The organism is Streptomyces sp. NPDC033174 (assembly GCF_055577795.1).
In genome coordinates this window covers 37,331-64,044 of the sequence record NZ_JBVIPQ010000014.1, presented here as the reverse complement: position 1 = coordinate 64,044, position 26,714 = coordinate 37,331, and the positions used below count along the sequence as shown (strand labels likewise).

Genomic DNA, 26,714 nt, shown 5'->3' with positions numbered 1-26,714 from the left:
GAGGGAGCCCCTACAGCTGGGCGGAGCGAGTTGGTGCGTCCGCGCGGCCGCCGACGCACCCAGCGCCCCGGCCCGGCCCGACGCGGCCTGCCCCGGTCCGGCAGGGGCGGGCGTGCGTGCCTTGCCGGGGACCCCGCCGGCCACGGCCCGGCAGGGCGGGCGTGCGTGCGTTGCCCGGGACCCCATCCCGACGCTCCGGACGCCACCGCCCCGCCGCCCGCCGACCGCCACGCGGCCAAGCCCCGTCCCGCCGCTCCAGACCCACCGCGCCCGCCGCCCCCCGGGTGCGGCGCGGCCTTCCCCCGGTGCACGATGGCCGCATGTTGTTGGCCCGTCTCGCGGATGTGTCGCATCGGATCGCCGCCACCTCCGCGCGCTCCGAAAAGATCGCCGCGCTCGCCGCCCTGTTCTCCGACGCCCGTCCCGAGGAGAGCCCGCTGGCCATCGCCTACCTCGCCGGGCAGCTCCCGCAGGGCCGCATCGGTGTGGGGTGGAGCGTTCTCAAGGAGGCGGTGCCGCCGGCCGTGCCGCCCGCCGACGAGGAGACCCTCACGCTCGCCGACACCGACGCCGCGCTGACCGTTCTCTCCCAGGTCTCGGGCCCCGGGTCGCTGGCCGAGCGCAAGCGGCTCGTACGGGAACTGATGGCGGCCGCCACCGCCACCGAGCAGCCGTTCCTGCTGCGGCTGCTCACCGGCGAGGTGCGTCAGGGCGCGCTGGACGCGATCGCGCTGGAGGGCGTGGCCAAGGCGGCGGGCGTGCCGGCGACCGACGTACGGCGTGCCGTGATGCTGGAGGGTTCGCTGCCCCGGGTCGCCCAGGCGCTGCTGGCCGAAGGACCGGACGCTCTCTTGGCCTTCGGCCTGACCGTGGGCCGCCCGGTGCAGCCGATGCTCGCCCACACCGCGGCGTCGGTCACGGAGGCGGTCGGCACGCTCGGACCCTGCGTCGTGGAGGAGAAGCTCGACGGCATCCGCATCCAGGTGCACCGCTCCGGCGACGAGGTCCGGGTCTACACCCGGTCCCTCGACGACATCACCGGCCGGCTCCCGGAAGTCGTCGCGGTGGCGCGCAGCGTGCCGGCGGACCGGTTCATCCTCGACGGGGAAGTGATCGCGCTGGACCCGGCGGGGCGGCCCGTCTCCTTCCAGGACATCGCCTCCCGAGTCGGCTCCCGCCTCGACGTGACGACCGCGCAGGCGACCCTGCCTCTCTCACCCGTCTTCTTCGACGTCCTCGCCGCCGACGGAGACGTACTGATCGACCTGCCCGGGCGCCGCCGGCACGAGGTCCTCTCCCGTCTCCTGCCGCAGAACCTCCGTGTGCGCCGAACGGTCGTCGACGACCCGGCGTCGGCGGCGCAGGTCGAGGCGGCCGAGACGTTCCTCGCCGACACCCTGCGCCGCGGCCACGAAGGAGTACTGGTCAAGGCGCTCGACGCGCCCTACACGGCCGGCCGCCGCGGCCGCTCCTGGCTCAAGGTCAAGCCGGTCCACACCCTCGACCTCGTCGTCCTGGCGGTGGAACGGGGCCACGGCCGTCGTACCGGCCTGCTCTCCAACCTCCACCTCGGAGCCCGCGCGGCCGACGGGACGTTCGTGATGCTCGGCAAGACGTTCAAGGGCCTCACCGACGACATGCTCCGCTGGCAGACCGAGCGCCTGCGGGAACTGGCCGTCGAGGACGACGGATTCACCGTCCGGGTCCGGCCCGAACTCGTCGTGGAGGTGGCCTTCGACGGCCTGCAGCGCTCGACGCGCTACCCGGCCGGAGTGACCCTGCGCTTCGCCCGCGTCGTACGGCACCGCCCAGACAAGCCGGCCCATGAGGCGGACACCGTCGAGCGGCTTCTGGAGAGTCAGTCGTTGGTGTAGCGGTGGCGGACCCACAGGGGCAGGACGTACCAGCAGAGCAGGTACCAGCCCGTCAGACCGGCCACCAGCCACGGTATGAAGCCGCCGTTGCTCGCCACGCGCAGCACGAGGAGCAGGGCGGACGTCAGCGTCGCCAGCAGAAGCAGGAGCCCGATGAAGGTGAGCCGCGAGGCCCACACCACCGCCTGCGGCTTGATGCGCCGGCCGGCCACGAGCCGGTGGAACGACACCGGGCCGATGAGCGCCCCCGTCGCCGCGGCACCCAGTGCCACGGTGACGATGTAGATCGCGCGCTCGCTCTGCGCCAACTGAGGAAATCTCTGCGTGAACACCACTGTGAGCAGGAAGCCGAAAAGGATCTGCACACCCGTCTGGGCCACCCTGATCTCCTGGATCAGCTCCGCCCAGCGACGGTCCGCCCGCTCTTCGGGCGTCTCGTGCCGGCCCTTGATGAGGTGCTTCTCGCCGTCCTCGTCCCCGCCGCCGCGTGCCTGAGGCCTCTCGCGTCCCTGAGGCCTGTCGCGCTCCTCAAGTCCCTCGGGCTTCTCGAGCCCCTCGCGCTTCTCCGCCCCTCGTCCTCGATCGGACATGCGACCTCCCGTGTTCGGCCCTGTCTCGCGGTTGTCCGCAGGCAGGCACCTCAACCCACCGAAGTACTGCACACGAACGAACCGCGCGGGTGTCGCACCGTCGAAGACTGCCGATTCCCTGCCGTCCCCTCCATGCTCGTACGGTCGCCGAGCTGTCGCACGCCCGGCTGAAAGGAGACCGCGTTGCGCACCACTGCCCTGTTCGCGCTCCTCGCCTCGGCGACTGTCGTACTGAGTGGCTGCTCCGTACCCCAGGAGCGCCGGGAGGCCGTCTCCGCGGCGGCCTCGCAGTTCGCCGCCCGGGAAGCCGCGGACGATCTCCGCGGCGCCTGCGCCCTCCTCGCCCCCGCCACCCGCGAAGAGCTGGTCCATACCTCGGGTCCGACCTGCGTGCAGGGGCTCGGGGAGGCGGACCTGCCCAGGGCGGGCGAGGTCCGCACCACCGATGTGTACGGCCGCCAGGCCCGCGTCGAGCTGGACGGCGACACCTACTTCCTCACCTCGTTCCCCGACGGCTGGCACGTCAACGCGGCGGGGTGCATCCCACGCCAGGACAAGCCCTATCGATGTCTTGTGAAGGGGGATTGAGGCCCGGTGCGCACCATGTTCGTGATCTATCTGGTGGGTCTGTTCGGCGGGCTCGCGTACTTCACCGCCGTGGGCGTGATGCACGGATGAGCCGGGTCCGGCGCTTCCTGAAGGACAACGGCATCTCCGTCGTCTTCGGAACCGGCTTCCTTCTCTCGCTCGCCGGACAGGCAATCGCGGGGTGCGCGGAGTACAACGAGGAGCTGCGGGCCGACGGCGGGCACCCGATCGGCTTCCTCCGATACCTGGCCACCTCCCACTTCGCCGTCAACGTCACCGAGAACTGGCAGTCGGAGTACCTGCAGTTCTTCCTGTTCCTCTTCAGTACGGTCTGGCTGTTGCAGCGCGGCTCTCCCGAGTCGAAGGAGCTCCACAAGGCGGGCCTCGAGTCCGACCGGGAGCAGCGCGTCGGCCCGCACGCCGACGAGAAGTCCCCCCGCTGGGCCGCCGCTCGGGGGCTGCGCCTGACCGTGTACTCGCACTCCCTGGGCGCGCTGATGCTCACCGCGTTCCTGTGCTCCTGGTTCGCGCAGTCCGTCGCGGGCGCCGCCGCGTACAGCGAGGAGCAGCTGCGCGGTCTGCGGGAGCCCGTTCCCTGGTCGAGCTATCTGGGCTCGTCCGACTTCTGGGGCCGCACGCTGCAGAACTGGCAGTCCGAACTGCTCGCCGTCGGTTCCATGGCGATCTTCGCGGTGTATCTGCGTCAGCGCGGCTCACCGGAGTCGAAACCGGTCGGAGCGTCGCACGACGCGACAGGCGTCGAAGGCTGACCCGGGGGAACGAGGGAACGGAAGACCGGGGAACGGAAGACCGGAAACGGGGGATCGCAAGAACCCCGGGGTCTGAAGGACCACACGTGCGGCCCTCACGCCCTGCGTCGAGCCCGTGGAGAAGCGATCCTGAAAGGGATCCTGGAGGGGTGAGTGTGAAGCGAGCAGGGTCGGGGAGGCGCTGATTGTCCCCCGGGGCACGAGGAGATGAGCGACGTGGAGGGCAGAAATATCGATACCGATGTCACGGTGCAGCTGAGCCGATGCGGCCGCGAGGACGCGCGGGCCGTCTTCGACGTCCTCGACAAGCTGTACGCCTGTGAAGATCTGACGGTCTCGGGCCCGCCGTCGGGCGGGGGGCCCGAACCGACCGTATGGATGGCGACCTTCGACACGGCCGTGAAGAGCGAGGAAACTCCCCCTTCCGCGAAGATCGACGGCGAGGTCGAGGCCGTCCTGAACGGCGGATACCACGCGGTGGACGAGGTCGAGAAGGCGCTGGCCGGCAGTTTCGACGTCCGGTCCCTGCAATCCGTCTCGGGTGATCAGGAGACGGAGGCGCGGCTGCTGCTCGCGTCCCGCTGACTGTCCTTCTCTGACGACGGCCGCCCTTCGGGGCGGCCGTCGACGTGTTTCCAGGGCCGTCCCCCCATCTCCATGGCCCGCCCCGGTATACACGGCATGTATACACCGAGTGTAGAGTGCGCGGCGTGCTGCCGGACCAGGCCCGTCCCGGGCCTGGTCGGCCTCGTCGGCACTCAACGGGGAAGCGGGTCGGGTCATGCTCGGAAAGAAGCCGGTGAAGCTCCGGAGGTCTGCGATCGCTCTCCTGGCGATGGCCTCCCTGGTGCTCGCGCTCGGCGGCTGCGGGGTCGACCCGGTGGCTCCGGGGGACGTGAGGGACCGGGCCGGCTCCGACGGCAAGAACTCCGCGGGGGCGGTCGACTGCCGCAAGGCGAAGTGCATAGCCCTGACGTTCGACGCGGGCCCCGGCAGGGACACGCCCCGGCTGCTGGACACGCTCAAGGCGGAGAAGGTACCCGCGACCTTCTTCCTGCTCGGCCAGAAGCACGTCGACCGCTATCCCGATGTCGTACGGCGCATCGCGAACGAAGGTCACGAGGTCGCCAACCACACCTGGACCCACCGGATCCTCACCGAGATCGACGAGGCCGAGGTCCGCGACGAACTCTCGCGCACCCAGAAGGCCATAGAGAAGCTGACGGGACGCAAGCCCACCCTGATGCGCCCGCCGCAGGGCCGTACCGACGGGACGGTCTCGGACGTCAGCCGGGAGCTCGGCCTCGCGCAGGTGCTCTGGAGCGTGACGGCCAAGGACTACTCGACGACCGACTCGGCGCTCATCCGGCAGCGTGTACTCGACGGTGCCCAGCCCGACGGGATCATCCTGCTGCACGACATCTACGACGGCACGGTGCCCGCCGTGCCGGGCATCATCGCCGAGCTGAAGGAGCGCGGCTTCACATTCGTGACCGTGCCCCAGTTGCTGGCGCCGGGCAAGGCGGAGCCGGGAGAGGTGTACCGGCCCTAGATGGCCGCCGGATGACCAGGCCGGTGAGGTGACTCACACCGGTTACTCCGGATTCAGGGGAACGCCGAGTGATGGTTTATCGTTCATACATGTGTGACTGCGAAGGGATCGGTTCCCGGCCTTCCCGGTCACGACGAACGGCCCCGGTTGGAATCCCCCGTCCAGCCGGGGCTCCGTCGTATCCCGCACGAGCACTCGCCCCCGACGCCGCCCGTCAGGTCGGGTTGTCCGGCGCGGGCTCGGCGATGAGCGCGGTGGCGACACGGCGGAAGCCGAGCCGGCCGTAGAGCCGGGCCACATCCTCATCGCCCGCCGAGAGGAACACCGTCGAGACCCCGCGCGCCCGGGCGTCCCCGACCAGCGCGCCGGTGACGGCGAGCCCGAGGCCGCGCCGGCGCGCGCTGGGCAGTGTTCCTACCCCCACGACCTCGCTGACGGTCCCCACGGGCTGATGCTGGCCCGAGCACAACGCCACACCGTCCGAGACGGCTGCCGCGACCACCGCCAGACCCGCCCGGATCCGCGCGGCCGTCCGCTCGACCGAACCGTCGCCCTCCATCGCCTCCACCGTCTTGACCAGGTCCTCGACGCCAGCCGCGCCGACACCGGTCCCGGGTTCCGAGAAGGCGAGGTGAGGCAGGGCCAGCGCGCTCGCCAGCTCCGGGTCGTCCGGGCCCAGTACGCGCGCGGGCGCCCCGCCGGACGGTCCATCGGCGGAGGGCGTGGCGGCATCCGGGTCGAGCACCATCAGAGGGTGCTCGTGCACGACGAGCCCCGAAGCCTCGACGGCGGCCCGCAGATGCGGTGAGGTCTCGGCGACCCACTCGAAACTCTCCGGAACCCCCAACTCCCGTTGCCTCGCGCGCACGCGCGCCACGTCGTTCGCCCGCACGGGGCCCGAGTGGTCGACGGTGGGGCGCGCGTAATAGGGCCAGCCATTGCCCTCCTGGACGAACAGCGTCAGCGGGCCGAAGTCCTCGGTCCGGGCGCTGCTGCGTGGCACGGCGTCGTAGTACCGCTCGAGTCGGTCCAGCAGGCCGGGGACATCGTCAGGATCCGTAGAAGTCACGGGCGCATCGAACCACCGGGGAGTCCGGCTCCACCACTGTTTTACGCGCGGGCACACGTCTGCCGACGAGCCCTGCCGGCGTGCCTCGTTCGGGAAAACCAGGGCTTGCGCCGGGGCGTTATGGATCATGTATGGTTGCGGCCTCAGCAGCGCACGACCGAGGAGGTGGGACCCATTTTCGCCAGTTCAGGCTGGGTGCTCTCGCCTCACGAAACTGCGGTCTGACCGACACGGTCGGCCGAGGGAGCGCCCTTAGGCATCCCGGAAGGCCCCTCTTGTCTCTCACTGTTCCCCCTCGCGTGCTCTCCTCCCTCGTCACCCGGCTGCGTACCGCCGGTTGCGTATTCGCCGAGGACGAGGCGGAGTTGCTGATCTCCGCCGCCCGCACCCCCGAAGAGCTCGACGCCATGGCGGGCCGCCGTGTCGACGGCCTTCCCCTTGAACACGTCCTCGGCTGGGCCGAGTTCTACGGTCTGCGCGTGTTCGTGGACCCGGGGGTGTTCGTCCCGCGCCGCCGTACCGAGTTCCTTGTCGAGCAGGCCGTCGCACTCGCCCGCTCGGGAGCGGTCGTCGTCGACCTGTGCTGCGGATCGGGCGCGGTGGGTACGGCCGTCGGCAGGACCGCCGGCGGCGTCGAACTGCACGCGGCCGACATCGAACCCGCCGCGGTGCGCTGTGCCCGCCGCAATGTGGCCACCGTCGGGGGGCGGGCGTACGAGGGCGATCTCTACGAACCGCTTCCCGTCGCCCTGCGGGGGCGCGTCGACGTCCTGGTCGCCAACGCCCCGTACGTACCGACCGAAGCGATCGGCTTCCTGCCGCCCGAGGCCCGTGACCACGAGCCGCTGGTCGCGCTCGACGGCGGCGCGGACGGCCTCGATGTGCAGCGGCGGGTGACCGAATCGGCGGCGCGCTGGCTGGCGCCGGGCGGCCATCTGCTGATCGAGACGAGCGAGCGGCAGGCCCCGCACACCGCCGCCGCCATGGCCGCGTACGGGCTCGTGCCGCGCGTGATGACCTGCGACGACCTCGACGCGACCGTCGTCATCGGCGCCCGCCCCACCGCGGACTAGCGCCCGGGCGCGCAGGGCCCGATCGCCGCCCGGGCCCTGACGGCCGGTCGGCCGCACCCGCCGGCCGGCGCGCGGACATTCGTGGAACGTCCGTCGGCCCCGGCTTCGGCCCCCGCCCTTCGCACGTGGGAGGGGGCGCCTCCCTTCCCTGTACGGGAGGCGGCCTCGGGGCACCGCCCCTCAAAGCCGGCCCTCTCCGCGCCCCGCCCCCTCACACCCGGGCGTGGGTGGTGATGTCCGACTCGAATTGAGTGATCATCGCGGGTGTCACCGTCGGACGGCACTGGGTGATCGCCGCCAGGTAGTCCTGGGTACTCGCTCCGTACGCCCGCTCCTCGCCGAGCCGGGCGCCGACCGCCACCAGGTCGCGCTCGAACGAGCTCTGCGCCGCGATCCGGGCCGCGTGCTCGATGTCGGCCGGGGTGAAGAGCTCGCTCGCCGCCACCAGCTCCGACACGTCCACATCGGGGCGGCCGTCGGTGTACCGCGACCAGATCGCGGCACGCGCCGCCTGGTCCGGTGTGCCGATCGGAATCAGATAGTCGAACCTGCCGGGCCGCAGGAACGCCGGGTCCAGGGAGCGGATCGAGTTCGTGGCGCACACCAGCAGCCGCTCGTCGCGCTCCCGGAAGCCGGGTATCAGCTTGAGCAGCTCGTTGGTCACTCCGTGCATACCGCCGGGCTGCGCCGGCTCGGTACGGACCGGGGCGATCTCCTCGACCTCGTCGATGAAGACGAGGACCCGCTCCAGCTCGCCGATCCGGGCGAACGCGCTGCGCAGGGCGGCCGAGAGGTTCCCCTCGTCGGCGAGCCGTGACGGCAGGAGTTCGACGAACGGCCAGCCGAGCCGGGAGGCGATGCCCCGGGCGAAGGTGGTCTTGCCGGTTCCGGGCGGCCCGAAGAGGGCGATGGCACGCGGGGGCCGCACGCCGTGGCGCGCCGCACGCTCCGGCTCGGCCAGCGGCAGGACGACGCGCCGCTCGATCAGGTCCTTCTCCGCCTCCATACCGGCGACCTTGGCCCACAGGTCGTTGGGCAGGAACCGGCCGCCGAGGTCCTCAAGAAGGCTGGCCGCGGGTCCGTGGAGCGGCTCGACCTTCTCGAAGTACGCGACGGCCGGCTGGCGGGTGTAGCCCGCGTTGAGGAGCCCCTCGCCGAGGAGTTCCTCCTCGGGCAGCACGTAGGCGATCCGGCCGACCCGTGCCGCGACCAGCCGGCGCTCCAGCTCCACCAGCAGCGCACTGGCCAGGCCCCGCCCGCGCCAGGCGGACGAGATGGCGATCCGCATCACCCAGGCGCGCTCGCCCGCCACGCAGGCGAGCGCGGCCCCGATGGGGACGCCCTGGTGGACGGCGACCACGGCGGGCTGCCGGGAGGTGAGTGCGCCGATGCATTCGGCGAGCGAGAAGACCGACTCCTGGCCGAGCTCGGCCGTGGTGTCGATGAGGTGGACGACGGCCGCGAGATCGCTCTCGCGGTAGTCGTGGATGAGCCAGTTCACCGGTACCGCCCCTCGTTCGTACTGTTCCGGTGAGGCTAGGGGCGGGGGCGCGCCGGGGCTCCTGCCACCGTGCACAATCGGCGGCCGGAAACTCTACGTTCCGGCTCTAGGCAGACGAGGGACGTCCCCGGCTCGGGCGGCTGCTCAGCTCTCCGGGGCAGCTCTCCAGATCTGCTCTTCGGGCCGGCTGTCCAGGTCAGCTCTCCAGGGCCATCCGGACGCCGAGGAGCAGCAGGACGCCGCCCGAGATCTGTTCCAGCCGCTTGCGGACGTTCGCGCGGGAGATGAGCGCCTTCATTCGTCCGACAAACCAGACATAAAGGCCGTAATAGCCGATCTCAAAGACGGCCCAGACCGCCGCGAGACCGATCATCGCCGGCAGCTGGGACGACCCGGTCGGCACGAACTGCGGAAGGAACGACATCGCGAACACCGCGGCCTTGGGGTTGGCGAGGTTCAGCAGCAGACCCGAGCGGTACGACGACCAGCCCGAACGCGCTACCGCCTCCTCGGCGGTCACCCGTGCCTCCGAACCGCGCCGCGCCGCAAGCAGGGTCTGTACGCCGAAGACGATCAGGACGGCCGCCCCCACGATCCGCATGACGTCGTACGCGAGCTGGGAGGCGGCGAGCAGCGCGGTCAGCCCGAGCGCCGCGACCACGCCCCAGACGAACACCCCCGTCTCATTGCCGAGTACGGTCAGGAAACCGGCCCGTCTGCTGTGCAGCGACTGCCTGATGATCAGTACCGTGCTCGGGCCCGGCGACGCGGCGATCAGAGCGCAGGCCCCGAGAAAGGGAAGAAGGGTGCTCGGCATGTGCCCATCGTGGTCCGCGTTCTCCGAGCATGTCCACCGTGTTTGCCGGTCGGAGGGGCTCGCGGGCCCACGTGCTCGCGGGTCCACGGCTCGCGGGCCCACGTCGCCGGCCGGCTCGACCGTGCTGGGTCCGCCCCGGTCGGCCGGGGCGGACCCGCCCCGGCTCAGCCGCGGTGTACGACCTCCCCGCCCACCACCGCGATCTCGGTGACCGTGCCGGGGATGTCCTCGGGTGCGGAGCTCAGGATGTCCCGGGACAGCACCACGAAGTCGGCGAGTTTGCCCACGGTCAGCGAACCGCGTTCGCTCTCCAGGAAGTTGGCGTAGGCGGAGCCCATCGTGTAGGCGCGCACGGCCGTCTCCACATCCACCGTCTCGGCGGGCTGCCACGGCTCGCCGCCGCCCAGCGGGCGGCGGGTGACGGCCGTGTAGATGCCCACCATGGGGTCCATCTCGGCGACGTTCCAGTCGCTGGAGAAGGCGAGAACCGCCCCGGCCTCGTGCAGTCCGCGCATCGGCCATGCCTTGTGCCAGCGGTCCTCGCCGACGTTCTCCGCCCAGTCCTGGCCCGGACCGGCGATTTCCGGGGCGCAGTGCCTCGGCTGCATGCAGGCGACCACGCCCAGCTCGGCGAAGCGCGGGGTGTCGGCGGGGTCCAGGCACTCGACGTGCACCACCTGGTGGCGCGCGTCGCGCGGGCCGTTGACCCGGCGCGCGTGCGCGACGGCGTCGAGGACGGTACGGATGCCGCGGTCGCCGGTGGCGTGCACGAAACACTGGAAACCCCGCGCGTCCAGCCCGGCGAGGAGCCCGGCGAACTCCTCCGCCGGGTAGAAGGTCTCGCCCCGGTGGTGGCCGCAGCCCGCGTACGGTTCGAGCAGCGCGGCCGTACGCGGCTCGACGACGTCGTCGATGTACAGCTTGAGCGGCCCGACCCGCAGCCGGTCGTCGTTGAAGCGCTTCGCCGCGGCCGTGAAGTCGTCCAGGTCGGCCTCCGTGGTGCCGCGGGGGTGGAACAGCGCCGCGACGATCCTGGACCGCAGCCGGCCCTCGGCGCGCGCCCGCTCGAAGAGGGCGAGGTCGTCGAGGGAGTTCTGCGGCTCGATCACGGTGGTGATGCCGTAGCGGATCGCGTCGTCGAGGCTCTTGGCGAGCCGCCCGTACTGCCGGTCGGGGGACGCCCATGGCACGCCGAGCTCCCGCAGGGCCCGGTGGCCGTCCCGGGAGAGCCCCTTGACGGCGAAGTCCTTGATGAAGCCGGTGGGTTCGCCGGTCTCGGGGTCCGTCTCCGCTTGGCCGAAGGGAAGACTCGTACGGTCACGTGTCACACCGAGCCGGTGCAATGCTGCGGTGTTCAGCCATGCGGTATGGACGTCGTAGCTGAGGATGAAGGCCGGAGAGTCACCCGTGACCGGGTCGAGATCGGACGCGCGGGGCATCCGCCCGTCCCCGATCGCCGAGTAGTCGAACGCCTCGCCCTCGATCCACTCGGCATCCGGGTGCGCGGTGTGCCAGGCGCGGATCCGTTCGTGGATCCCTGCGAGCGTGCGGACCCCCGCGAGCTGTACGCACGCGTCGTCGGACCCGAGCCGGACATGGTTGTGGGCGTCGATGAAGCCGGGCAGCACCAGCCGCCCGCCGGCCTCGATGACCTCGGTGTCCGGCCCCCTCCAGCGGTTGGCGTCGGCGTCCGCCCCCAGCCAGACGATCCGGCCGTCGCGCACGGCGAGCGCCTCGGCCTCGGGCAGGCCCGGGTCGACGGTGTGAATACGGGCGCCGGTGAGGACGAGGTCGGCGGCGGCGGTGCGGGTCATGGGATGTGCGCTCCGGTGGCGGTTCGGGTCGAGCGGGTGGTCCTGGCTGTGCGGATGCTTCGGTTCGTGCGGGGACTTCGGGGCGTCCACGTACGGGTGGCCGCGCCGACGGCTCATGCGGCGGTACGGGGACGGGCCAGCGCCCAGTAGGTGAGTGCCGAGACCACCGAGCCGAGCAGGGTGAGGTCGGCGCCCCCGAGCGGGGCCACCAGCGGTCCGGTCCACAGCTCCGAGTCGCAGGTGAGCGCCGCGAAGACCATGCCGGTCAGCAGTGCGGCGATGCCCGCCGGGTGGTAGCCGGAGCGGTACCAGTAGGCGCCCGCGCGTCCCGCGTGCAGGGCGTCCGCGTCGTACCGGCAGCGCCGCAGCACCATGTCGGCGAGGAACACGCCGCCCCACGGCGCGAAGACGATGATCAGCAGGGAGAGGAAGGAGAGCAGCGACTCGGTGAAGTCGGCGAGGAACAGAGCGCCGAGCGAGCCGAGCGCGGTGACGACCGCGCTGATCACGATGGTCTTGGCCCGCGTCCACGGGATGCCGAGCACCTGCAGGTTCAGGCTGGACGAGTACAGCGTGATGATCGAGTTGGTGACGCAGCCGCCGAGGACCAGCGCGAGGAACAGCGGCTGGAACCAGCCCGGCAGCAGCTTCTCGGTGCCCGCGACCGCGTCGGTCATGTCCGTCTGAGTGGCGGCCGCGACCCCCGCGACCCCCAGGGCGACGGAGGAGAGGAATCCGCCGAGCGCCCCGCTCCAGGTGATCGCGCGGAGCGAGGTGGTCCGGGGGAGGTAGCGGGTGTAGTCGGCGGGCATCGGCAGGTACGAGAAGGGCCCGGCCAGCATCACGACGAAGGCCAGACTCCACCCGGAGGCGCCCGGGGCCGCCGTGGGGGCGGCGGTGTCGGTGCCGGGCAGGAGGAAGACCAGCAGCGCGGCGAAGCCGACGGCCAGCACGTACGCCATCCAGCGCTCGGCGAACTGCACGGTCGCGTGTCCCCACATGGCGACCACGAAGGTCAGGGCGAGGGTGACCAGAAGGGCGAGAGCGCGTGCGGTGTCGCCTCCCTGCCATCCGAGGTCGGCGAAGAAGACCTCCAGCGCGAGGGTGCCGACCACCGTGTTGACGATGGTGTAGCCGATGCTGACGACCCAGTTGAGGACTCCGGCGGGGAGGTTGCCGAGGGTTCCGAAGGCGGCGCGGGAGATGACGAGGGTGGCGGTTCCGGTCCGGATGCCGCTGAGGCCGGCCGCGCTGATGGCGAAGAAGGACAGCCCGCCGATGACGACGACGGCGGTGGCCTGCCAGAAGGACAGCCCGAAGGCGACGGCGAGGGCGCCGTTGATCACGTAGGTGAAGGTGAGGTTGGAGCCGAACCAGAGCCAGAAGAGATCCTTGGCGCCGCCGTGCCGCTCCTCGTCGGGGATGGGGTCGATGCCGTGCGTCTCGACCCGGAACACCTCGTCGACGGCGGCTGTCTCCATCCGGCCGAGCTCTGCTTCCGACTGACTCATCCTGCCGCCTCTGATCTTGAATGACGTTCTAACTCCTTGAATGGCATTCAAGATGAGGGGTGGATCCCGGCGGCGTCAAGACCTGCGCCGGGATAAGGTCTGGCCACGAAGAGCGGAGGGCGGGAGCGGTGGGCGGAGCGGCACGGCGGCGTGATGGGCAGGTCGCCCAGGAGCGCATGCTCGAAGAGGCCATGGCGGCCATCGCCGAGGACGGTCTGGCCTCGCTGACCATGTCCGCCCTCGCCGATCGGCTCGGTACCAGCGGCGGCCACATCCTGTACTACTTCGGCAGCAAGGACCGGCTGCTGCTCGAGGCCCTGCGCTGGAGCGAGGCCGCCCTCACCGAGGAACGCAAGGAGCTGCTGGGCCGGCGCCTGGGCGCGGAGCGCAAGCTCGATCTGTTCATCGAGCTGTATCTGCCCCGGGGTCCCCGCGACCCGCGCTGGACGCTGTGGATCGAGCTCTGGGCGCGTACGCCCTCCAACGAGGAGCTGCGCCGGGCGCAGGAGGAGATGGACCTCGGCTGGCAGCAGGACCTGGAGGCCCTCCTCGGCAAGGGGGTCGCGCAGTCGCGCTTCGCGCCGGATCTGGACGTACCCGGCCGCGCCTCCGAACTCCTCGCCCTGCTGGACGGATTGAGTACCAGGGTCGTCCTCGGGCAGCGCGACGCCGACCGCCGCCGGGCGCTCGCCGCGGCGCGGTCGGCCGCCGCGCGGCTGATCGAGCGCGCCTGACCGCGGGCCGCACGGCGCACACTCGTTCGGCGGTACGGGGGAGGGGTCAGGCGCCCCGGGGGGTACCCCACCGGATATGCCTCCCACTTCCCGAGGGCCGCGGCAGGGCGGCCCCCAGCACGGACGCTGGTTCCAGCGGCTCCATCGGCGCGCCCTCACGTCGGTCGTGGGGGTCGCCTGGAACCGCGGGCGCGAGATGGAGCTGATGCACCGGGCCATGGGTTTCGCGGCGCTGAGCCTGCTGACGCTCGTACCGCTGCTGATCGTGGTCGCCGCGGCCGACCTGGCCAGCGGGCAGGGCTTCGCCCGGTGGCTGGTGCAGGGGCTCGGGGTGTCCGAGGTGTCCCAGGAGGAGGTCGAGCGGCTGTTCGGGCGGTCGGAGCAGGCACTCCAGCGGACCACCGCCTTCGGTCTCGCCGCGCTCGCCACCTTCGGGGTGACCTTCGGGTCCGCCGTGCAGACGGGCTACGAACGCGCGTGGGACCTGCCGACCGCGCGCTGGCACACGATGTGGCGGCATGTCGTCTGGCTGGCCGTACTCGTCGCTTCGCTGCTGCTCTTCGTCAACGCGCCCCCGGACGATGCGTCCTCCCTCTCGTCTCTGCTGGTGGCGGCGGGGGACGTGATCGGTACGTTCTTCTTCTTCTGGTGGTCCCAGCGTCTGCTGCTCTGCGGGAGGATCCGCTGGCGCGCCCTCGCCCCCGGGGCCGCGGCGACGGCGCTCGGGCTGCTCGGGCTGCGGATCTTCTCGCAGTTCGTCTTCTCGCCCCTCATCGCCTCGAACGCGGTGACCTACGGCCAGTTCGGGACGGTGCTGGTGCTGCAGTCGTGGCTGGTGGGGGTGGGCTTCGTCGTGTACGGCGGGGCCCTGGTCGGGCGTCTGGTCCACGAGGCGCAGGTGAGACGCCGGCTGAACGTGAGGGTCGAAGAGGAGTCCTGAGCCACCGTCCCCGCGGCTCCTCCGGCGCCCCCGTCCGCGCACGCCACGGCGCCCGGTGAGAACGTCGGATCCAAGATCATATCTGGTGCGACAACCCCGGAGCCGAGACCGGGACGCAGATCGCCGCCGGCCTCAAGGACCCGCTGCGGATGCTCGCCCAGCATGCCTGGGGCTCGCCCAAGCCGGTGGCCACCTGGACCGCGTACCGGTCAGTGATCGCCACCGTCGGCCACAGTCCCTCGTGGCCCTGCGCCGCCCAGCCCGGCAACCTCGCCCACGGCCGGCCGGTGACCGCCTCCAGTACGGAGACCCCCGTCTTCCCCGCCGCCCAAGTGGTCGACGGTGACCACGCCACCCGCTGGTCCAGCGCCTACGCCGACGGCGAATGGATCCAGGTGGACCTCGGCGGCATCCGTCCGATCGGCAGGGTGAAGCTCTCCCGGGAAGTCGCCTACGGCAAGGGCTACCTCATCCAGGCCTCCGCCGACGGGACAGCCTGGCCCCCTCCACACCATGACCGCCGGTGACGGCGGAACCGACGCCCTCGGCGGCCTGAGCGGATCCGGCCGCCATCCGCGGGTGCAGGGCCGCGGCACCGGCCACGGATACTCCCTCTACGAGTTCGAGGTGTACGCGGCCACGACGGGCAGGCCGCCCGCGCCCCGGACGTGCCGCGCGCCGCCGCGACCGCCGGTCTCCGGCAACGCCCGCTCCTCCGGCAGCCGGCCTCGGACGCCCCAGCTCAGCTGGGGGAATCCATCGTGTCCTGACGCCGCGCATGGAGGGTCCGCGCGACTCGTGGGCCCAGCCAGCGCTTGAACCTGCGCAGCGGCTCCAGCTGATCGGCCGCCCGGTCGATCCGGTAGTACAGCTGGGGCGGGATGTGGGGAAGCAGCGGCGAATGCCTCTGACCGAGCAGCGCGAACATCTGCGCCGGGGCGAGGTGGATGTAGCGGGGCAGATTCTCGTACCACTGGGCGCTGTAGCGGGCGGCGCTCTGGACGGGCAGAAGCGCCGCCCTGCGTTCCCGTTCGTACCGGGCGAGTGCCGGCCGCAGCTCGGCGCCGCCCCGCAGCGCGCCGGCCAGACAGATGGCGTCCTCCAGGGCGAGCGTGGTGCCCGCGCCGATCGAGTAGTGCGTGGTGTGCGCCGCGTCGCCCAGCAGGACGAGGTTGTCGCGGGACCAGGTGCGGTTCGTCAGGGTCGGGAAGCTGAGCCACTGGGCGCTGCCGCCGGGCTGGCCGGCCAGCCGGTGTCCGCCGAGCAGCGAGGCGAACAGCCGCTCCAGCACGGCCAGGCCGTCCGGCTCGCTCGCGGTGTCGAGCCCGAGACCCGCCCAGGTCTCCGGGGCGCACTCGACGACGCAGGTGCTCCCCTCCTCGCTGAACTTGTAGGCGTAGCACCAGATCCAGCCGTGCGCCGTCTCCACGAAGGCGAAGGTGAAGGAGTCGAAGACCTTCGTCGTGCCCAGCCAGATGTACTTGTTCGTTCCCCGCGTGATCCGGGAGCCGAAGTGCTCGGCGTAGCGCCGGCGCAGCCCGCTGTTGACGCCGTCGCCGGCGACGATCAGGCCGGCTTCGGGGAGGGGACCGTCGGTGGCGAACTCGCGGTCGAACTCCACGCGTACGCCCAGGGACTGGGCCCGTTCGCCGAGAATCCGCAGCAGCCGGTGACGGCCGATGCCGAAGCCCTCGTCGCCCTGGTGCGTCGTCGTGCTCTCGCCGACATGCGCGACGCCGTCGCTCCAGCGGACCGAACTCTCGCGGATGGCCCGCGCCGACACGGGGTCGTGACGCTGGAGTTCGTCGAGCAGACCGGCCCAGTAGGTCACGCCCCAGCCGTATGTCGAACCGGCGGGGTTCCGTTCGTGGACGGTGATGTCATGGGACGGGTCCTGCCGCTTCATCAGGATCGAGAAGTAGAGGCCGGCGGGCCCGCCACCGACGCAGGTGACCTTCACACACGCTCCCGTTGATACTCACCGTATGTCATGGGCAACGGAGAGTATCATTCGAAATGGCATGCTTGAGCCGTGAATCGCCCAGTGACACACTGAGTGCGTGCGGTCCCGGAACGGCGCACGCGGACACATGAAGACCCCGACCAGTCCCCTCCGGTCGGGGTCTTCGCCGTACGGCCGCCACGCGTGGCCGCGACGGATGTCAGCTCGGCGGATTCGTGTCGCCCTCGCCACGCGGGGTCTCCTTGGCGTGTGGCGCCTCGTTGCCGTGGCCCTTCAGCTGATGGGGGGTGAGCCGCGTCCCGTTGTCGGGAAACTCCGTCGACGAGTGACTTCCCGACTCCTCGATGTGGGCCTGATGGTTCGGCGCGTGGGGCTGCTCGTCCGGACGCGGCGCCGGCGGCTCCTCACGGCGCTTTCGCATACCGAGCCAGACAGCACCGATGAGGATCGCCACGACCACCAGGCCCACAGTGAACTGCCCGGCGCCGTCGGTCCAGAACTCATTGGCCGCGAGGCCACGGGTCGCCATGTCGTGAAGTGCGCTCGTTGTGCTCATACCGATCGAATACCCGGACGGCCGCGACCCATGTGCCCCTGGCGGCCGAATGGCCCATCGACTCCGCTGTGACCTGCGGCGACTACGTTCCGCTACCGGGTGATCAGGCGCGGCGGGGCACCCCTCACGGGCCCGGGAGGGCGGTGCGGTGGGACTTGATCCGAGCCCACCCTCGTGCAGCTGCCCCCCAGGAGGAACGTGTGTCACGGCCGGTCACCATCGTCACAGGCGGCAGCCGAGGCATCGGCGCGGCCACATGCGTCCGTCTGGCGGCCGACGGACACGATCTGGCGCTCGGATACGTCGGCGACGGCGCGGCCGCCGAGGCGACGGCCGAGGCGGTGCGGGCGGCGGGCGCGCGCTGTGTGACCGTACGCGTGGACACCGCCGACGAGGCCGGTGTGGAGCGGCTCTTCGACATCGCGGCGACCGAGCTCGGACAGCTGACCGGGCTCGTCAACAACGCCGGCGTCACCGGCCCGCTGGGCAGGCTCGCCGATGCCCGTACCGAGGATCTGCGACGGGTGGTGGAGGTCAACCTCCTGGGCTGTCTGCTGTGCTGCCGCCGCGCTGCCCGCGACATGGCCGCGCACGGCTCCGGCGCGATCGTCAACATCTCCTCGGCCGCGGCGACCCTGGGCAGCCCCGGCGACTACGTCCATTACGCGGCCAAGGCAGCCACCGACGCCCTGACCATCGGCCTGTCCAAGGAGCTCGGCCCGGACGGCATCCGGGTCAACGCCGTCGCTCCCGGCATCGTCGACACCGACATGCACGCCACCATGGGCGACCCCGACCGCCCCGCCAGGGCGGCCTCCGGGATCCCGCTCGGCCGCCCGGGTGAACCCTCCGAGATCGCCGCCGCCGTCGCCTGGCTGCTGTCCGACGATGCCTCCTACACCACGGGGACCGTGCTGAGAGTGTCCGGCGGCCGGTAGACCGGCCGCGGGTGACGACCGCCGGTCGGCCTCCCCGCGAGTACCGACCGCCGGTGAGGCCCATCGGGCGAGCCCACGGCAACGCGCGTCCCGGGCCCGGGGGTTGCGGGCCCGCCCCGGTCCGGCACATGGACTTCCCGTACGTCCTCATGGACTTCTCGCGCCCCGCCGCCGACGGCGCCCCGCCGCTGCACCCCGCCGACCCGGCACGATGCCCGGCAGTCGTCCGCCGCCCCCACGGCCAGGCGTTCGTGTCACGTACCGCACCTCTTCACACCGAGGACACGCGTCCTTACGCTCCACTCGCTGCTCTTGGAACCCGCCAGGCCCATCGCCCCCCGACTCCCAAGAGGTCCCCACACACATGCCTGAACTCAATCGGCGCCGTTTCCTCCAGATCGCCGGCGCCACCGCCGGATTCGCCGCCCTGCAGAACAGCATCGCCCGCGCCGCCGAGATCCCCGCGGCGCGGCAGTCCGGCACGCTCGCGGACGTCGAGCACATCGTCGTCCTGATGCAGGAGAACCGTTCCTTCGACCACTACTTCGGCAAGCTCAGGGGCGTCCGCGGATTCGGTGACCCGCGCCCGGTGACGCTGCCGAGCGGGAAGTCGGTCTGGCACCAGTCCAACGGCACCAAGGACGTACTGCCGTACCACCCCACGGCCGAGGACCTCGGCATGCAGTTCATCGCAGGTCTCAACCACGACTGGGCCGGCGGCCACAAGGCCTGGAACAAGGGCAAGTACGACCAGTGGATACCCGCGAAGTCGGCGGGTACCATGGCGTATCTGACGCGCGAGGACATCCCGTTCCACTACGCGCTCGCCGACGCGTTCACCATCTGCGACGCCTACCACTGTTCCTTCGTCGGGGCGACCGACCCCAACCGCTACTACATGTGGACCGGGCACACGGGCAACGACGGCAAGGGCGGCGGTCCGGTCCTCGGCAACGAGGAGGCCGGGTACAGCTGGACGACGTACCCCGAGCGCCTGGAGCAGGCGGGCGTCTCCTGGAAGATCTACCAGGACGTCGGCGACGGTCTCGACGCGGCCGGGCACTGGGGCTGGATCGAGGACGCCTACCGCGGCAACTACGGTGACAACTCACTGCTCTACTTCAACAACTACCGCAACGCCAAGCCCGGCGACCCGCTCTACGACAAGGCCCGCACCGGCACGAACGCCAAGGCCGGTGACGGACTCTTCGACCGCCTGCGGGCGGACGTCGCCGCCGGAACGCTGCCGAAGATCTCCTGGATCACCGCCCCCGAGGCCTTCAGCGAGCACCCCAACTGGCCCGCGAACTACGGCGCCTGGTACATCTCTCAGGTGCTGGACGCGCTGACGTCCAATCCCGAGGTGTGGAGCCGGACCGCCCTGTTCATCACCTACGACGAGAACGACGGTTACTTCGACCACGTCGTCCCGCCCTACCCGCCCGCCTCCGCCGCACAGGGCCTGTCCACCGTCGCCACGACCCTGGACAACTTCGCCGGCAACTCCCGCTACGCCGCCGGGCCCTACGGCCTCGGCCAGCGCGTCCCGATGACGGTCGTCTCGCCCTGGAGCACCGGTGGTTACGTCTGCTCCGAGGTCTTCGACCACACCTCGATCATCCGCTTCATGGAGCGCCGCTTCGGCGTGAACGAGCCGTTCATCTCGCCGTGGCGCCGCGCCATCTGCGGCGACCTCACCTCGGCCTTCGACTTCGGCCTCCAGAACGCCACACCGGCGGCGCTCCCGGACACCGACGGATACCAGCCGCCGGACCGTGAGCGGCACTCCAGCTACGTACCGGCGCCGCCCTCCAACCCGGCCCTGCCGGTCCAGGAGCCGGGCTCACGCCCGGCGCGCCCGCTGCCGTACGCGCTGCTCGTCGACGGGGCGTCGACCCCCTCCACGGGCAAGTTCACGCTCACCTTCGGCGCGGGCGCCGCGGCCGGAGCGTTCTTCCAGGTCACGGCCCCCAACCGGACCGACGGACCCTGGACGTACACGGCAGGCGCCGGCAAGAGCATCTCGGACACCTGGAACACCGCCTACTCGCAGGGGGTGTACGACCTCTCGGTGTTCGGCCCCAACGGGTTCCTGCGCACGTTCCGCGGACCGGGCAAGACCGCCGGTCCCGAGGTCACCGCGCGCCACGACGGCGTGGCCGGCACGGTCGTCCTGACCATGAAGAACCCCGGCGCGACCGATGTGAACCTCACCGTGAGCAACGCGTACGGCGGCCCGGCGCAGACGTTCAAGGTGGCCAGGGGCGCGACGGTGACCCACACGGTGGATCTGCGCGTCTCCAGGCGCTGGTACGACCTGTCGGTGGTCTCCGACGGGAACAGCACCTTCCTGCGCCGGTTCGCCGGACACGTCGAGACCGGCGCTCCCGGCGTGAGCGACCCGGCCATCATCACCGGCTGACCCGTCTCGGCCGCACGCGTCTCTGCCCGGGGGCCCAGGCCCGGGCAGAAGTGTGCGACGGCGCGCGCGGTCAGACGGCGATGACCTTGACCCCGGCGTCCGTGAGGTGGCGTACGGACTCCGGGGAGATCGCCGAGTCGGTGACCAGGATGTCGATCCGGTCCAGGCCGCAGATCCTCGCGAAGGCGCGCTTGCCCATCTTGGACGAGTCGGTGACCACGATGACCCGGTGCGCGCGTTCGGCGAAGAGCCGGCTGATGCTGGCCTCATCCTCCTGGTGGGCCATGGCGCCGAGCTGGGGGTCGACGCCGTCGACCCCGAGGACGACGACATCGAGGACGACCTCGTTCAGCACTCCCACGGTCAGCGGGCCGACCAGCTCGTACGTCTGCGGGCGTGCCACACCACCGGTGACCACGATCTTGATCTGCGGTCGCACGGCCAGCTCGCCGGCGATGTTGAGCGCGTTGGTGACCACGGTCAGCGCCGGGCCGGTGGGCACCGCGCCGGCCTCCCGCCGGCCACTTCCGGCGCGCAGGGCGAGGGCCCGGGCCACCTCGGTCGTGGTCGTACCGCCGTTGAGCCCGACGACCTCCCCGTCGCCGACCAGATCCGCCACCGCCGCGGCGATCCGCTGCTTCTCGGACGCGTGGCGGGAGGACTTGTAGCGCAGCGGCAGCTCGTAGGAGACGCCCTGCGCGATCGCGCCGCCCCGGGTGCGGACGAGCATCTGCTGCTCGGCGAGCTCGTCGAGGTCCCGTCGGATCGTCGCGGCGGACACGTCCAGGGTGGTCGCGGCCTCCTCGACGTCCAGCCGGCCAGTGGCGGCCAGCAGTTCCAGCAGTGCGCTCCACCGCTCGTGCTTCGACATGCGTCGGGACTCCTTACCGGGACGGGAGCGCCTTGCTCGGAGGTGAGTCTAATCATCACGCCTCCGGGCGACTGGCTTGCGCGAAACTGCACGCAGTAAACAGTTTGCGAGCAACTCTTGTCACGAGCGTGCGCAGCGTTGCAAGATTCGGGCCCTGAGCGCTGCCCACCCCTCGTGCCACTGATGCCACGAGTAGTCGGAGGTGAATGTGTCGGCCGCCGCGTCTGCCGCGCCCCATCAGGTCATGTCCCCGTCCCCGCCCACGCCCCCGCCCGACGACGAGCCGCCGACGAAGGGGAAGCAGCGGTCCCGGACCTCCCGCCGGCCGCTGCGCGAGCGGCTGCGGCGCGACCGCGCGCTGCTGCTGCTCTGCGTACCCGGAGTCCTGTACTTCGTGGTGTTCTTCTACCTGCCGCTCGCCGGCAACACCATCGCCTTCCAGGACTACCAGCCCTACCTCGGCTTCCAGGGCAGTCCCTTCGTCGGCTGGGCCAACTTCACCGCCCTGCTCCAGGAGCCCGAGTTCTGGACGGCCGTCGAGAACACCCTGGAGATCACCGCCGTCCAGCTGCTGCTCTACTTCCCCGCGCCCATCGCCCTCGCGCTGCTGCTCAACTCCCTGATCAGCGACCGGACCCGGCGCGTCATGCAGACCCTGGTCTATCTGCCGCACTTCCTGTCCTGGGTGGTGGTCGTCGCCATGTTCCAGCAGGTCCTCGGCGGCGCCGGCACCGTCAGCAGCCTCCTCAACGACCACGGCGTGTCCGTCGGCAACATCATGACCAACCCCGACACGTTCACCCTGCTCATCACCTCCCAGGTGATCTGGAAGGACGCCGGCTGGGGCGCGATCATCTTCCTCGCCGCGATGGCCTCCATCGACAACGGCCTGTACGAGTCCGCGGCGATGGACGGCGCCGGATGGCTGCGCAGGATCTGGCACATCACCCTGCCGGGCATCCGCCCCACGATCGTCCTGCTGCTCATCCTGCGACTCGGAGACATCCTCTCGGTCGGCTTCGAACAGATCGTGCTGCAGCGCGAGTCCGTCGGCGCCGACGCCTCCGAAGTCCTCGACACCTACGTCTACTTCCACGGCGTCGTCGACGGCGACTGGGGCATGGCCACCGCCGCCGGACTCATGAAGGGCGTCATCGGCTTCGCGCTGATCGTCGCCGCCAACAAATTCGCCCACCGCCTGGGCGAGCAGGGGGTCTACCGATGACCACGCTCTCCCCCTCCCGCCCGCCGTGGATGGAGAAGCCGCACTGGTACGGCCAGGGCGCCAAGGCCCTGGTGCTCCTCGCCCTCACCGTCGCCGTCGGATACCCCTTCCTGCTGGCGCTCGGCACCAGCCTTGCGGGGAAGGCGGAACTCGCGGCCAACGGCGGCTACGTGCTCATCCCGCGCCACCCCACCACGGAGGCCTACGAAGCCGTGCTCGCCGGCGGTGTCGTCACCCGGGCCGCCGTCGTCAGCATCGGCGTCACCCTCGTCGGCACCGCGCTGAGCCTGCTCTGCACGGTCTGCCTCGCCTACGGGCTCTCCCGGCCGGGCACGGTCGCCGGCAAACCGATCCTCTTCGTCGTGCTGGGCACGTTCCTCTTCACCCCCGGCATCATCCCCACCTACCTCGTGGTCGAGCAGCTCGGCCTCATCGACAGCTACGCCGCGCTGATCGTCCCGATCATGCTCAACGCCTTCAACATCATCGTGATCCGGGCCTTCTTCCAGTCCATTCCCGACGAGCTGTACGAGGCGGCACGTCTCGACGGCGCGGGGGAGCTGAGCATCCTCGTGCGGATCGTGCTGCCCCTGTCCAAGGCCGTGATCGCCGTGGTCGGCATGTTCTACGCCGTCACGTACTGGAACAACTTCTTCAACGGCATGCTCTACCTCAACGACTCGGCGAAGCTGCCCCTCCAACTGGTGCTGCGCTCCTACGTGTTGCAGGGCGACACGATCAACGCCAAGGCCATGGGCGTGGCCACGCTGCCGCCCTCCAGCTCCCTCCAGATGGCCGTACTGATCCTCGCCATCGTGCCGATCGTCGCCGTCTACCCCTTCCTCCAGAAGTACTTCGTCAAGGGCGTCCTCACCGGCGCCATCAAGGCCTGAACCCCCTGAGGAGAAGCATGACTTACCCGAGCATCAACCGGCGCGGTTTCCTCGGCGCCGTGGGTGCCGCAGGCCTGACGATCGCCGGCGGCGGAGCACTCGCCGCCTGCGGCCCCGGCGCGACGGCCGGCAAGGGCGGCGCCGCCAAATCGGCGAAGGTGAAGCTGCCGACGTACGTGAAGGCGAACGTCGTCGCGCCCGACCTGGCCGGGAACACCGCCGGTCTCGACCCCGCCTACCTGCGCTACCCCACGAAGCTGACCCGTACCGTCGCCAAGGCACCGGGCGACGGCACCCCCATCACGGCGCTCACGGAGACCTTCACCACCGCCGCCCCGGCCATGGACCGCAACACCTTCTGGCAGGAGCTCAACAAGCGGCTCGGCTCCGAACTCAGAATGACGATCGTCAACGGACTCGGTTCCGACGACGTCTACCGCACCAAGTTCAACGCCATGGTGGCCGGCGACAGCGTCCCGGACCTCGTGTGGTTCACCCCCAACCAGGGCCTGAAGAACGTCCCGCAGATCCTCGAGGCCAAGTTCCACGACCTGACGCCCCACCTCTCGGGCGACGCGGTCAAGAAGTACCCGAACCTCGCCAACATCCCTGAGTTCGCCTGGAAGACCGCCGTCGTCGACGGCCGGATCTGGGGCACGGCCGTCCCCTACGGCCGCATGGGCCAGGTCTACGTCGCCAACACCGACTTCTGGAAGCCGGTCGGCGGCATCACCTTCGACAGCGCCGAGGACTTCCTCGCCAAGGGCAAGGAACTCCTCGACACCCGGCGCAAGAAGTACGTCCTCGAACCCGCCTACTACAACCACATCCACATGTTCAGCCAGTGGTACGGCGCCCCGAACGCCTGGTCCCTGAAGAACGGCCGGCTCACCAGCCAGTTCGAGACGGACGAGTACCTCGCCGCCATCGAGTTCGCCCTCAAGTGCCGCCGGGCGCAGCTCTTCTGGCCCGACCCGAACCTGCGCACCACCCTGGAGAAGCTCGAGGGAGGCTTCCTCGGCGCCCACGTCCAGTCCTTCCCCGGCTTCCTCGACGACAGCTCGATGTACGACTTCCCCATGGACGTCATCGTGCCGTTCCCCGCGCGGAGCGGGGCCAAGCCCGTCTACAACCTCGGCTACGGCTCCGTCGGCTTCACCGCCATCAGCAGGACCGCCGACAAGAAGCGCCTGCACATGCTCCTCGACGTCCTCAACTACCTCAACGCGCCTTTCGGCAGCGAGGAGCGGCTCTTCCTCGACAACGGCATCGAGGGCACGCACTACGAACGCACCAAGGGCGGCGACATCAGGCTCACCGCCAAGGGCAACGGCGAGGTCCTCACCACCAACCAGGCCCTGATGTTCCTCGGAAACACCCCGCAGACCCTCTACCTCCCCGACGCCGCCCGGACCACCCGCCACATCCACGAGGTGGAGACAGCGCTGCTGAAGCTGGCCCAGGCCAACCCGACCACCGGCCACTACTCCGACACGTACGCCCAGAAGTGGCAGTCCCTCCAGAACGAACTGAAACTCGACGTCGTCGACATCGTCGCCGGACGCAAGCCGCTGTCCTCCTACAAGGACACCGTGAAGAAGTTCCTGCGCTCCGGCGGCGACGCGATCCGCGGCGAGTTCGAGGACGCCCTCGCGAAGGCCGAGTGAGCTCCGCCCACCACCCGAGAAGAGGACCATGGAAGACCTGCGCATAGGCGTCATCGGGCTCGGGCTGCGGCGCAATCTGGCCACCGCCCTCCACCGCCCCGGCAGGGGCTCGGTGGTGGCCGCGGTCGCCGACGTCGACCCCGCCGTACGCGCCGAGGTGCCCGGCCTGTACGAGGGGGCGGTGGCCGTCGCCGACCACCGCCGCCTGCTCGACGACGACCGCATCGACGCCGTCGTCGTCGCCACCCCCGACGACACCCATGAAACCGTCGCCTGCGACGCCCTCGTGGCGGGCAAGGCGGCCTACGTCGAGAAGCCGCTCGGGATCACCGTCGAGCAGTGCGACACCATCCTGCGTACCGCCCACAAGACCGGCACCAGGCTCTACGTCGGGCACAACATGCGCCACATGGGCGTCGTCCGCCTCATGCGGGACATCATCGCCCGGGGCGACATCGGCGAGCCGAAGACCGTCTGGGTGCGGCACTTCGTCTCCTACGGCGGCGACTACTACTTCAAGGACTGGCACGCCGACCGGCGCCGCACGACCGGGTTGCTGCTGCAGAAGGCCGCGCACGACATCGACGTGGTGCACTGGCTGGCGGGCGGCTACACCAGCCGCGTCAACGCCCTGGGTGATCTGATGCTCTACGGCGACCTGCCCCGGCGCGCGCCGGACACCCCGCGGCCGGCCGGCTGGCTGCGCGAGTTCGACTGGCCACCGGCCACGCGCAAGGACCTCCACCACGTCGTGGACGTCGAGGACGTGTCGGTGATGAACATGCGCCTCGACAACGGCGTCCTCGCCGCGTACCAGCAGTGCCACTTCAGCCCGGACTACTTCCGCAACTACACCGTCATCGGCACCGAGGGCCGGCTGGAGAACTTCGGCGACCGGCCCGGCGACGAGGTGCGCGTCTGGAACACCGGCCCGTCCGCCTACCGGGCGGACGCGGACGCCGTCCACCGGGTGCCCGAGGCGCAGGGCTCGCACGGCGGCGCGGACGGCCGGATCGTGGAGGAGTTCTGCCGCTTCGCGCGCGACGGCGGAGCCACCGACACCTCGCCCGTGGCCGCGCGCATGAGTGTGGCGGCGGGGGAGATGGCCACGCGTTCACTGCGTGAGGGCGGCATGCCGCACGACATTCCGGCGCTCGACCCCGAGCTGGTGGCCTACTTCGCCGCCGGCCAGCGCTAGGGAGTGTCCGCAAAGTATCGTCGTCCGCCCGGAGGGCGTCGCAGGCCAGGCGAGACGTTGCGGACACGACCCAGGGCCCGACTTTTGGATCAGGCCGGGTCGGTGAGCGGAGTCTGGCCCCAGGAGCCGTACATCCGGGCGGCTGCGG

General features: G+C 70.8%; 24 protein-coding genes. 15 read left to right on the top strand and 9 right to left on the bottom strand.

The features are described 5' to 3' along the window. The first annotated feature begins 320 nt into the window (after positions 1 to 320). Positions 321 to 1,874: an ATP-dependent DNA ligase gene (locus ACZ5VC_RS31535; protein WP_469123390.1), complete on the top strand. Its 1,554-nt coding sequence runs from the start codon at positions 321 to 323 to the stop codon at positions 1,872 to 1,874. On the opposite strand, the gene ACZ5VC_RS31530 is transcribed toward ACZ5VC_RS31535, so the two are convergent. Continuing rightward, positions 1,859 to 2,464: a DUF6328 family protein gene (locus ACZ5VC_RS31530; RefSeq protein WP_469123389.1), complete on the bottom strand. Its 606-nt coding sequence runs from the start codon at positions 2,462 to 2,464 to the stop codon at positions 1,859 to 1,861. The genes ACZ5VC_RS31535 and ACZ5VC_RS31530 overlap by 16 nt on opposite strands. Before the next feature lie 183 nt (positions 2,465 to 2,647). Here ACZ5VC_RS31530 and ACZ5VC_RS31525 point away from each other — a divergent pair, with 183 nt between their 5' ends. From ACZ5VC_RS31525 to ACZ5VC_RS31510, 4 genes are all read left to right on the top strand, one after another. Then, a complete protein-coding gene (locus ACZ5VC_RS31525; RefSeq protein ID WP_469123388.1) occupies positions 2,648 to 3,052 on the top strand; it encodes a hypothetical protein in 405 nt (134 codons plus the stop codon). Positions 3,053 to 3,138: 86 nt separating this feature from the next. After that, positions 3,139 to 3,822, top strand: coding sequence for a DUF6766 family protein (locus ACZ5VC_RS31520; protein WP_469123387.1), 684 nt, complete (start codon positions 3,139 to 3,141; stop codon positions 3,820 to 3,822). A 207-nt stretch (positions 3,823 to 4,029) separates the two neighbouring features. Next, a complete protein-coding gene (locus ACZ5VC_RS31515; protein ID WP_469123386.1) occupies positions 4,030 to 4,407 on the top strand; it encodes a hypothetical protein in 378 nt (125 codons plus the stop codon). 196 nt (positions 4,408 to 4,603) lie between these two features. Next, complete coding sequence (locus ACZ5VC_RS31510) at positions 4,604 to 5,374, top strand: polysaccharide deacetylase family protein (protein WP_469123385.1); 771 nt, start codon at positions 4,604 to 4,606, stop codon at positions 5,372 to 5,374. Between the two features lie 214 nt (positions 5,375 to 5,588). On the opposite strand, the gene ACZ5VC_RS31505 is transcribed toward ACZ5VC_RS31510, so the two are convergent. After that, the gene (locus tag ACZ5VC_RS31505) at positions 5,589 to 6,443 is read right to left on the bottom strand and encodes a GNAT family N-acetyltransferase (protein WP_469123384.1); all 855 of its coding nucleotides are present in this window, start codon (positions 6,441 to 6,443) and stop codon (positions 5,589 to 5,591) included. A gap of 299 nt (positions 6,444 to 6,742) precedes the next feature. Here ACZ5VC_RS31505 and ACZ5VC_RS31500 point away from each other — a divergent pair, with 299 nt between their 5' ends. After that, entirely contained in the window at positions 6,743 to 7,516 is a 774-nt protein-coding gene (locus tag ACZ5VC_RS31500; RefSeq protein WP_469123383.1) for a putative protein N(5)-glutamine methyltransferase, read from the top strand. 211 nt (positions 7,517 to 7,727) lie between these two features. On the opposite strand, the gene ACZ5VC_RS31495 is transcribed toward ACZ5VC_RS31500, so the two are convergent. The 4 genes from ACZ5VC_RS31495 to ACZ5VC_RS31480 all read right to left on the bottom strand — a co-directional run bounded on the left by ACZ5VC_RS31495 (position 7,728) and on the right by ACZ5VC_RS31480 (position 13,159). Continuing rightward, on the bottom strand, positions 7,728 to 9,017 hold the full coding sequence (locus ACZ5VC_RS31495; protein WP_469123382.1) for an ATP-binding protein: 1,290 nt from the start codon (positions 9,015 to 9,017) through the stop codon (positions 7,728 to 7,730). A 196-nt stretch (positions 9,018 to 9,213) separates the two neighbouring features. Further along, on the bottom strand, positions 9,214 to 9,834 hold the full coding sequence (locus ACZ5VC_RS31490) for a LysE family translocator (protein ID WP_469123381.1): 621 nt from the start codon (positions 9,832 to 9,834) through the stop codon (positions 9,214 to 9,216). A gap of 164 nt (positions 9,835 to 9,998) precedes the next feature. Then, positions 9,999 to 11,765, bottom strand: a complete 1,767-nt coding sequence (locus ACZ5VC_RS31485; RefSeq protein ID WP_469123380.1) for an amidohydrolase — start codon at positions 11,763 to 11,765, stop codon at positions 9,999 to 10,001. Then, on the bottom strand, positions 11,762 to 13,159 hold the full coding sequence (locus ACZ5VC_RS31480) for a purine-cytosine permease family protein (RefSeq protein WP_469123379.1): 1,398 nt from the start codon (positions 13,157 to 13,159) through the stop codon (positions 11,762 to 11,764). The genes ACZ5VC_RS31485 and ACZ5VC_RS31480 overlap by 4 nt, the downstream gene beginning before the upstream one ends. A 176-nt stretch (positions 13,160 to 13,335) precedes the next feature. Here ACZ5VC_RS31480 and ACZ5VC_RS31475 point away from each other — a divergent pair, with 176 nt between their 5' ends. The 3 genes from ACZ5VC_RS31475 (at position 13,336) to ACZ5VC_RS31465 (ending at position 15,360) form a co-directional block, all read left to right on the top strand. Beyond that, a complete protein-coding gene (locus ACZ5VC_RS31475) occupies positions 13,336 to 13,893 on the top strand; it encodes a TetR/AcrR family transcriptional regulator (protein WP_469123378.1) in 558 nt (185 codons plus the stop codon). A gap of 76 nt (positions 13,894 to 13,969) precedes the next feature. Next, complete coding sequence (locus tag ACZ5VC_RS31470) at positions 13,970 to 14,833, top strand: YhjD/YihY/BrkB family envelope integrity protein (protein WP_469123377.1); 864 nt, start codon at positions 13,970 to 13,972, stop codon at positions 14,831 to 14,833. A 149-nt stretch (positions 14,834 to 14,982) separates the two neighbouring features. After that, positions 14,983 to 15,360: a discoidin domain-containing protein gene (locus ACZ5VC_RS31465; RefSeq protein ID WP_469123376.1), complete on the top strand. Its 378-nt coding sequence runs from the start codon at positions 14,983 to 14,985 to the stop codon at positions 15,358 to 15,360. A gap of 215 nt (positions 15,361 to 15,575) precedes the next feature. On the opposite strand, the gene ACZ5VC_RS31460 is transcribed toward ACZ5VC_RS31465, so the two are convergent. Together ACZ5VC_RS31460 and ACZ5VC_RS31455 are read right to left on the bottom strand one after the other, a co-directional pair. Beyond that, a complete protein-coding gene (locus ACZ5VC_RS31460) occupies positions 15,576 to 16,793 on the bottom strand; it encodes an FAD-dependent monooxygenase (protein WP_469123375.1) in 1,218 nt (405 codons plus the stop codon). Between the two features lie 202 nt (positions 16,794 to 16,995). Further along, positions 16,996 to 17,352 carry a DUF6479 family protein gene (locus tag ACZ5VC_RS31455; protein WP_469123374.1) on the bottom strand — a complete coding sequence of 119 codons (357 nt, stop codon included), beginning with the start codon at positions 17,350 to 17,352 and terminating at the stop codon, positions 16,996 to 16,998. A gap of 200 nt (positions 17,353 to 17,552) precedes the next feature. Between ACZ5VC_RS31455 and ACZ5VC_RS31450 the strand changes: the two genes are divergently transcribed. Both ACZ5VC_RS31450 and ACZ5VC_RS31445 read left to right on the top strand, forming a co-directional pair. Continuing rightward, on the top strand, positions 17,553 to 18,290 hold the full coding sequence (locus ACZ5VC_RS31450; protein WP_469123373.1) for an SDR family NAD(P)-dependent oxidoreductase: 738 nt from the start codon (positions 17,553 to 17,555) through the stop codon (positions 18,288 to 18,290). A 364-nt stretch (positions 18,291 to 18,654) separates the two neighbouring features. Next, positions 18,655 to 20,712: a phosphocholine-specific phospholipase C gene (locus tag ACZ5VC_RS31445; RefSeq protein WP_469123372.1), complete on the top strand. Its 2,058-nt coding sequence runs from the start codon at positions 18,655 to 18,657 to the stop codon at positions 20,710 to 20,712. A 70-nt stretch (positions 20,713 to 20,782) separates the two neighbouring features. Here ACZ5VC_RS31445 and ACZ5VC_RS31440 read toward each other — a convergent pair whose 3' ends face one another. Beyond that, positions 20,783 to 21,583: a DeoR/GlpR family DNA-binding transcription regulator gene (locus ACZ5VC_RS31440; protein WP_469123371.1), complete on the bottom strand. Its 801-nt coding sequence runs from the start codon at positions 21,581 to 21,583 to the stop codon at positions 20,783 to 20,785. 244 nt (positions 21,584 to 21,827) lie between these two features. Here ACZ5VC_RS31440 and ACZ5VC_RS31435 point away from each other — a divergent pair, with 244 nt between their 5' ends. Genes ACZ5VC_RS31435 through ACZ5VC_RS31420 form a run of 4 tightly spaced genes read left to right on the top strand, consistent with a single transcriptional unit; the run spans position 21,828 to position 26,566 of the window. Then, on the top strand, positions 21,828 to 22,808 hold the full coding sequence (locus ACZ5VC_RS31435) for an ABC transporter permease (protein ID WP_469123370.1): 981 nt from the start codon (positions 21,828 to 21,830) through the stop codon (positions 22,806 to 22,808). Next, positions 22,805 to 23,701: a carbohydrate ABC transporter permease gene (locus ACZ5VC_RS31430; protein ID WP_468713287.1), complete on the top strand. Its 897-nt coding sequence runs from the start codon at positions 22,805 to 22,807 to the stop codon at positions 23,699 to 23,701. Before ACZ5VC_RS31435 ends, ACZ5VC_RS31430 begins: the two co-directional genes overlap by 4 nt. 17 nt (positions 23,702 to 23,718) lie before the next feature. Beyond that, positions 23,719 to 25,368: a type 2 periplasmic-binding domain-containing protein gene (locus ACZ5VC_RS31425; protein WP_469123369.1), complete on the top strand. Its 1,650-nt coding sequence runs from the start codon at positions 23,719 to 23,721 to the stop codon at positions 25,366 to 25,368. 28 nt (positions 25,369 to 25,396) lie between these two features. Continuing rightward, a complete protein-coding gene (locus ACZ5VC_RS31420; RefSeq protein WP_469123368.1) occupies positions 25,397 to 26,566 on the top strand; it encodes a Gfo/Idh/MocA family protein in 1,170 nt (389 codons plus the stop codon). Positions 26,567 to 26,714 lie beyond the last annotated feature (148 nt).

Excerpts from the sequence above, each read along its gene's own strand:
- ACZ5VC_RS31490 (WP_469123381.1), bottom strand. The coding sequence starts at position 9,834 with ATGCCGAGCACCCTTCTTCCCTTTCTCGGGGCCTGCGCTCTGATCGCC.
- ACZ5VC_RS31430 (WP_468713287.1), top strand. The coding sequence starts at position 22,805 with ATGACCACGCTCTCCCCCTCCCGCCCGCCGTGGATGGAGAAGCCGCAC.
- ACZ5VC_RS31445 (WP_469123372.1), top strand. The coding sequence starts at position 18,655 with ATGCCTGAACTCAATCGGCGCCGTTTCCTCCAGATCGCCGGCGCCACC.
- ACZ5VC_RS31485 (WP_469123380.1), bottom strand. The coding sequence starts at position 11,765 with ATGAGCCGTCGGCGCGGCCACCCGTACGTGGACGCCCCGAAGTCCCCG.
- ACZ5VC_RS31510 (WP_469123385.1), top strand. The coding sequence starts at position 4,604 with ATGCTCGGAAAGAAGCCGGTGAAGCTCCGGAGGTCTGCGATCGCTCTC.
- ACZ5VC_RS31465 (WP_469123376.1), top strand. The coding sequence starts at position 14,983 with ATGCTCGCCCAGCATGCCTGGGGCTCGCCCAAGCCGGTGGCCACCTGG.
- ACZ5VC_RS31470 (WP_469123377.1), top strand. The coding sequence starts at position 13,970 with ATGCCTCCCACTTCCCGAGGGCCGCGGCAGGGCGGCCCCCAGCACGGA.
- ACZ5VC_RS31440 (WP_469123371.1), bottom strand. The coding sequence starts at position 21,583 with ATGTCGAAGCACGAGCGGTGGAGCGCACTGCTGGAACTGCTGGCCGCC.
- ACZ5VC_RS31475 (WP_469123378.1), top strand. The coding sequence starts at position 13,336 with ATGCTCGAAGAGGCCATGGCGGCCATCGCCGAGGACGGTCTGGCCTCG.
- ACZ5VC_RS31455 (WP_469123374.1), bottom strand. The coding sequence starts at position 17,352 with ATGAGCACAACGAGCGCACTTCACGACATGGCGACCCGTGGCCTCGCG.
- ACZ5VC_RS31530 (WP_469123389.1), bottom strand. The coding sequence starts at position 2,464 with ATGTCCGATCGAGGACGAGGGGCGGAGAAGCGCGAGGGGCTCGAGAAG.
- ACZ5VC_RS31535 (WP_469123390.1), top strand. The coding sequence starts at position 321 with ATGTTGTTGGCCCGTCTCGCGGATGTGTCGCATCGGATCGCCGCCACC.
- ACZ5VC_RS31520 (WP_469123387.1), top strand. The coding sequence starts at position 3,139 with ATGAGCCGGGTCCGGCGCTTCCTGAAGGACAACGGCATCTCCGTCGTC.
- ACZ5VC_RS31515 (WP_469123386.1), top strand. The coding sequence starts at position 4,030 with ATGAGCGACGTGGAGGGCAGAAATATCGATACCGATGTCACGGTGCAG.
- ACZ5VC_RS31480 (WP_469123379.1), bottom strand. The coding sequence starts at position 13,159 with ATGAGTCAGTCGGAAGCAGAGCTCGGCCGGATGGAGACAGCCGCCGTC.
- ACZ5VC_RS31420 (WP_469123368.1), top strand. The coding sequence starts at position 25,397 with ATGGAAGACCTGCGCATAGGCGTCATCGGGCTCGGGCTGCGGCGCAAT.
- ACZ5VC_RS31435 (WP_469123370.1), top strand. The coding sequence starts at position 21,828 with ATGTCCCCGTCCCCGCCCACGCCCCCGCCCGACGACGAGCCGCCGACG.
- ACZ5VC_RS31425 (WP_469123369.1), top strand. The coding sequence starts at position 23,719 with ATGACTTACCCGAGCATCAACCGGCGCGGTTTCCTCGGCGCCGTGGGT.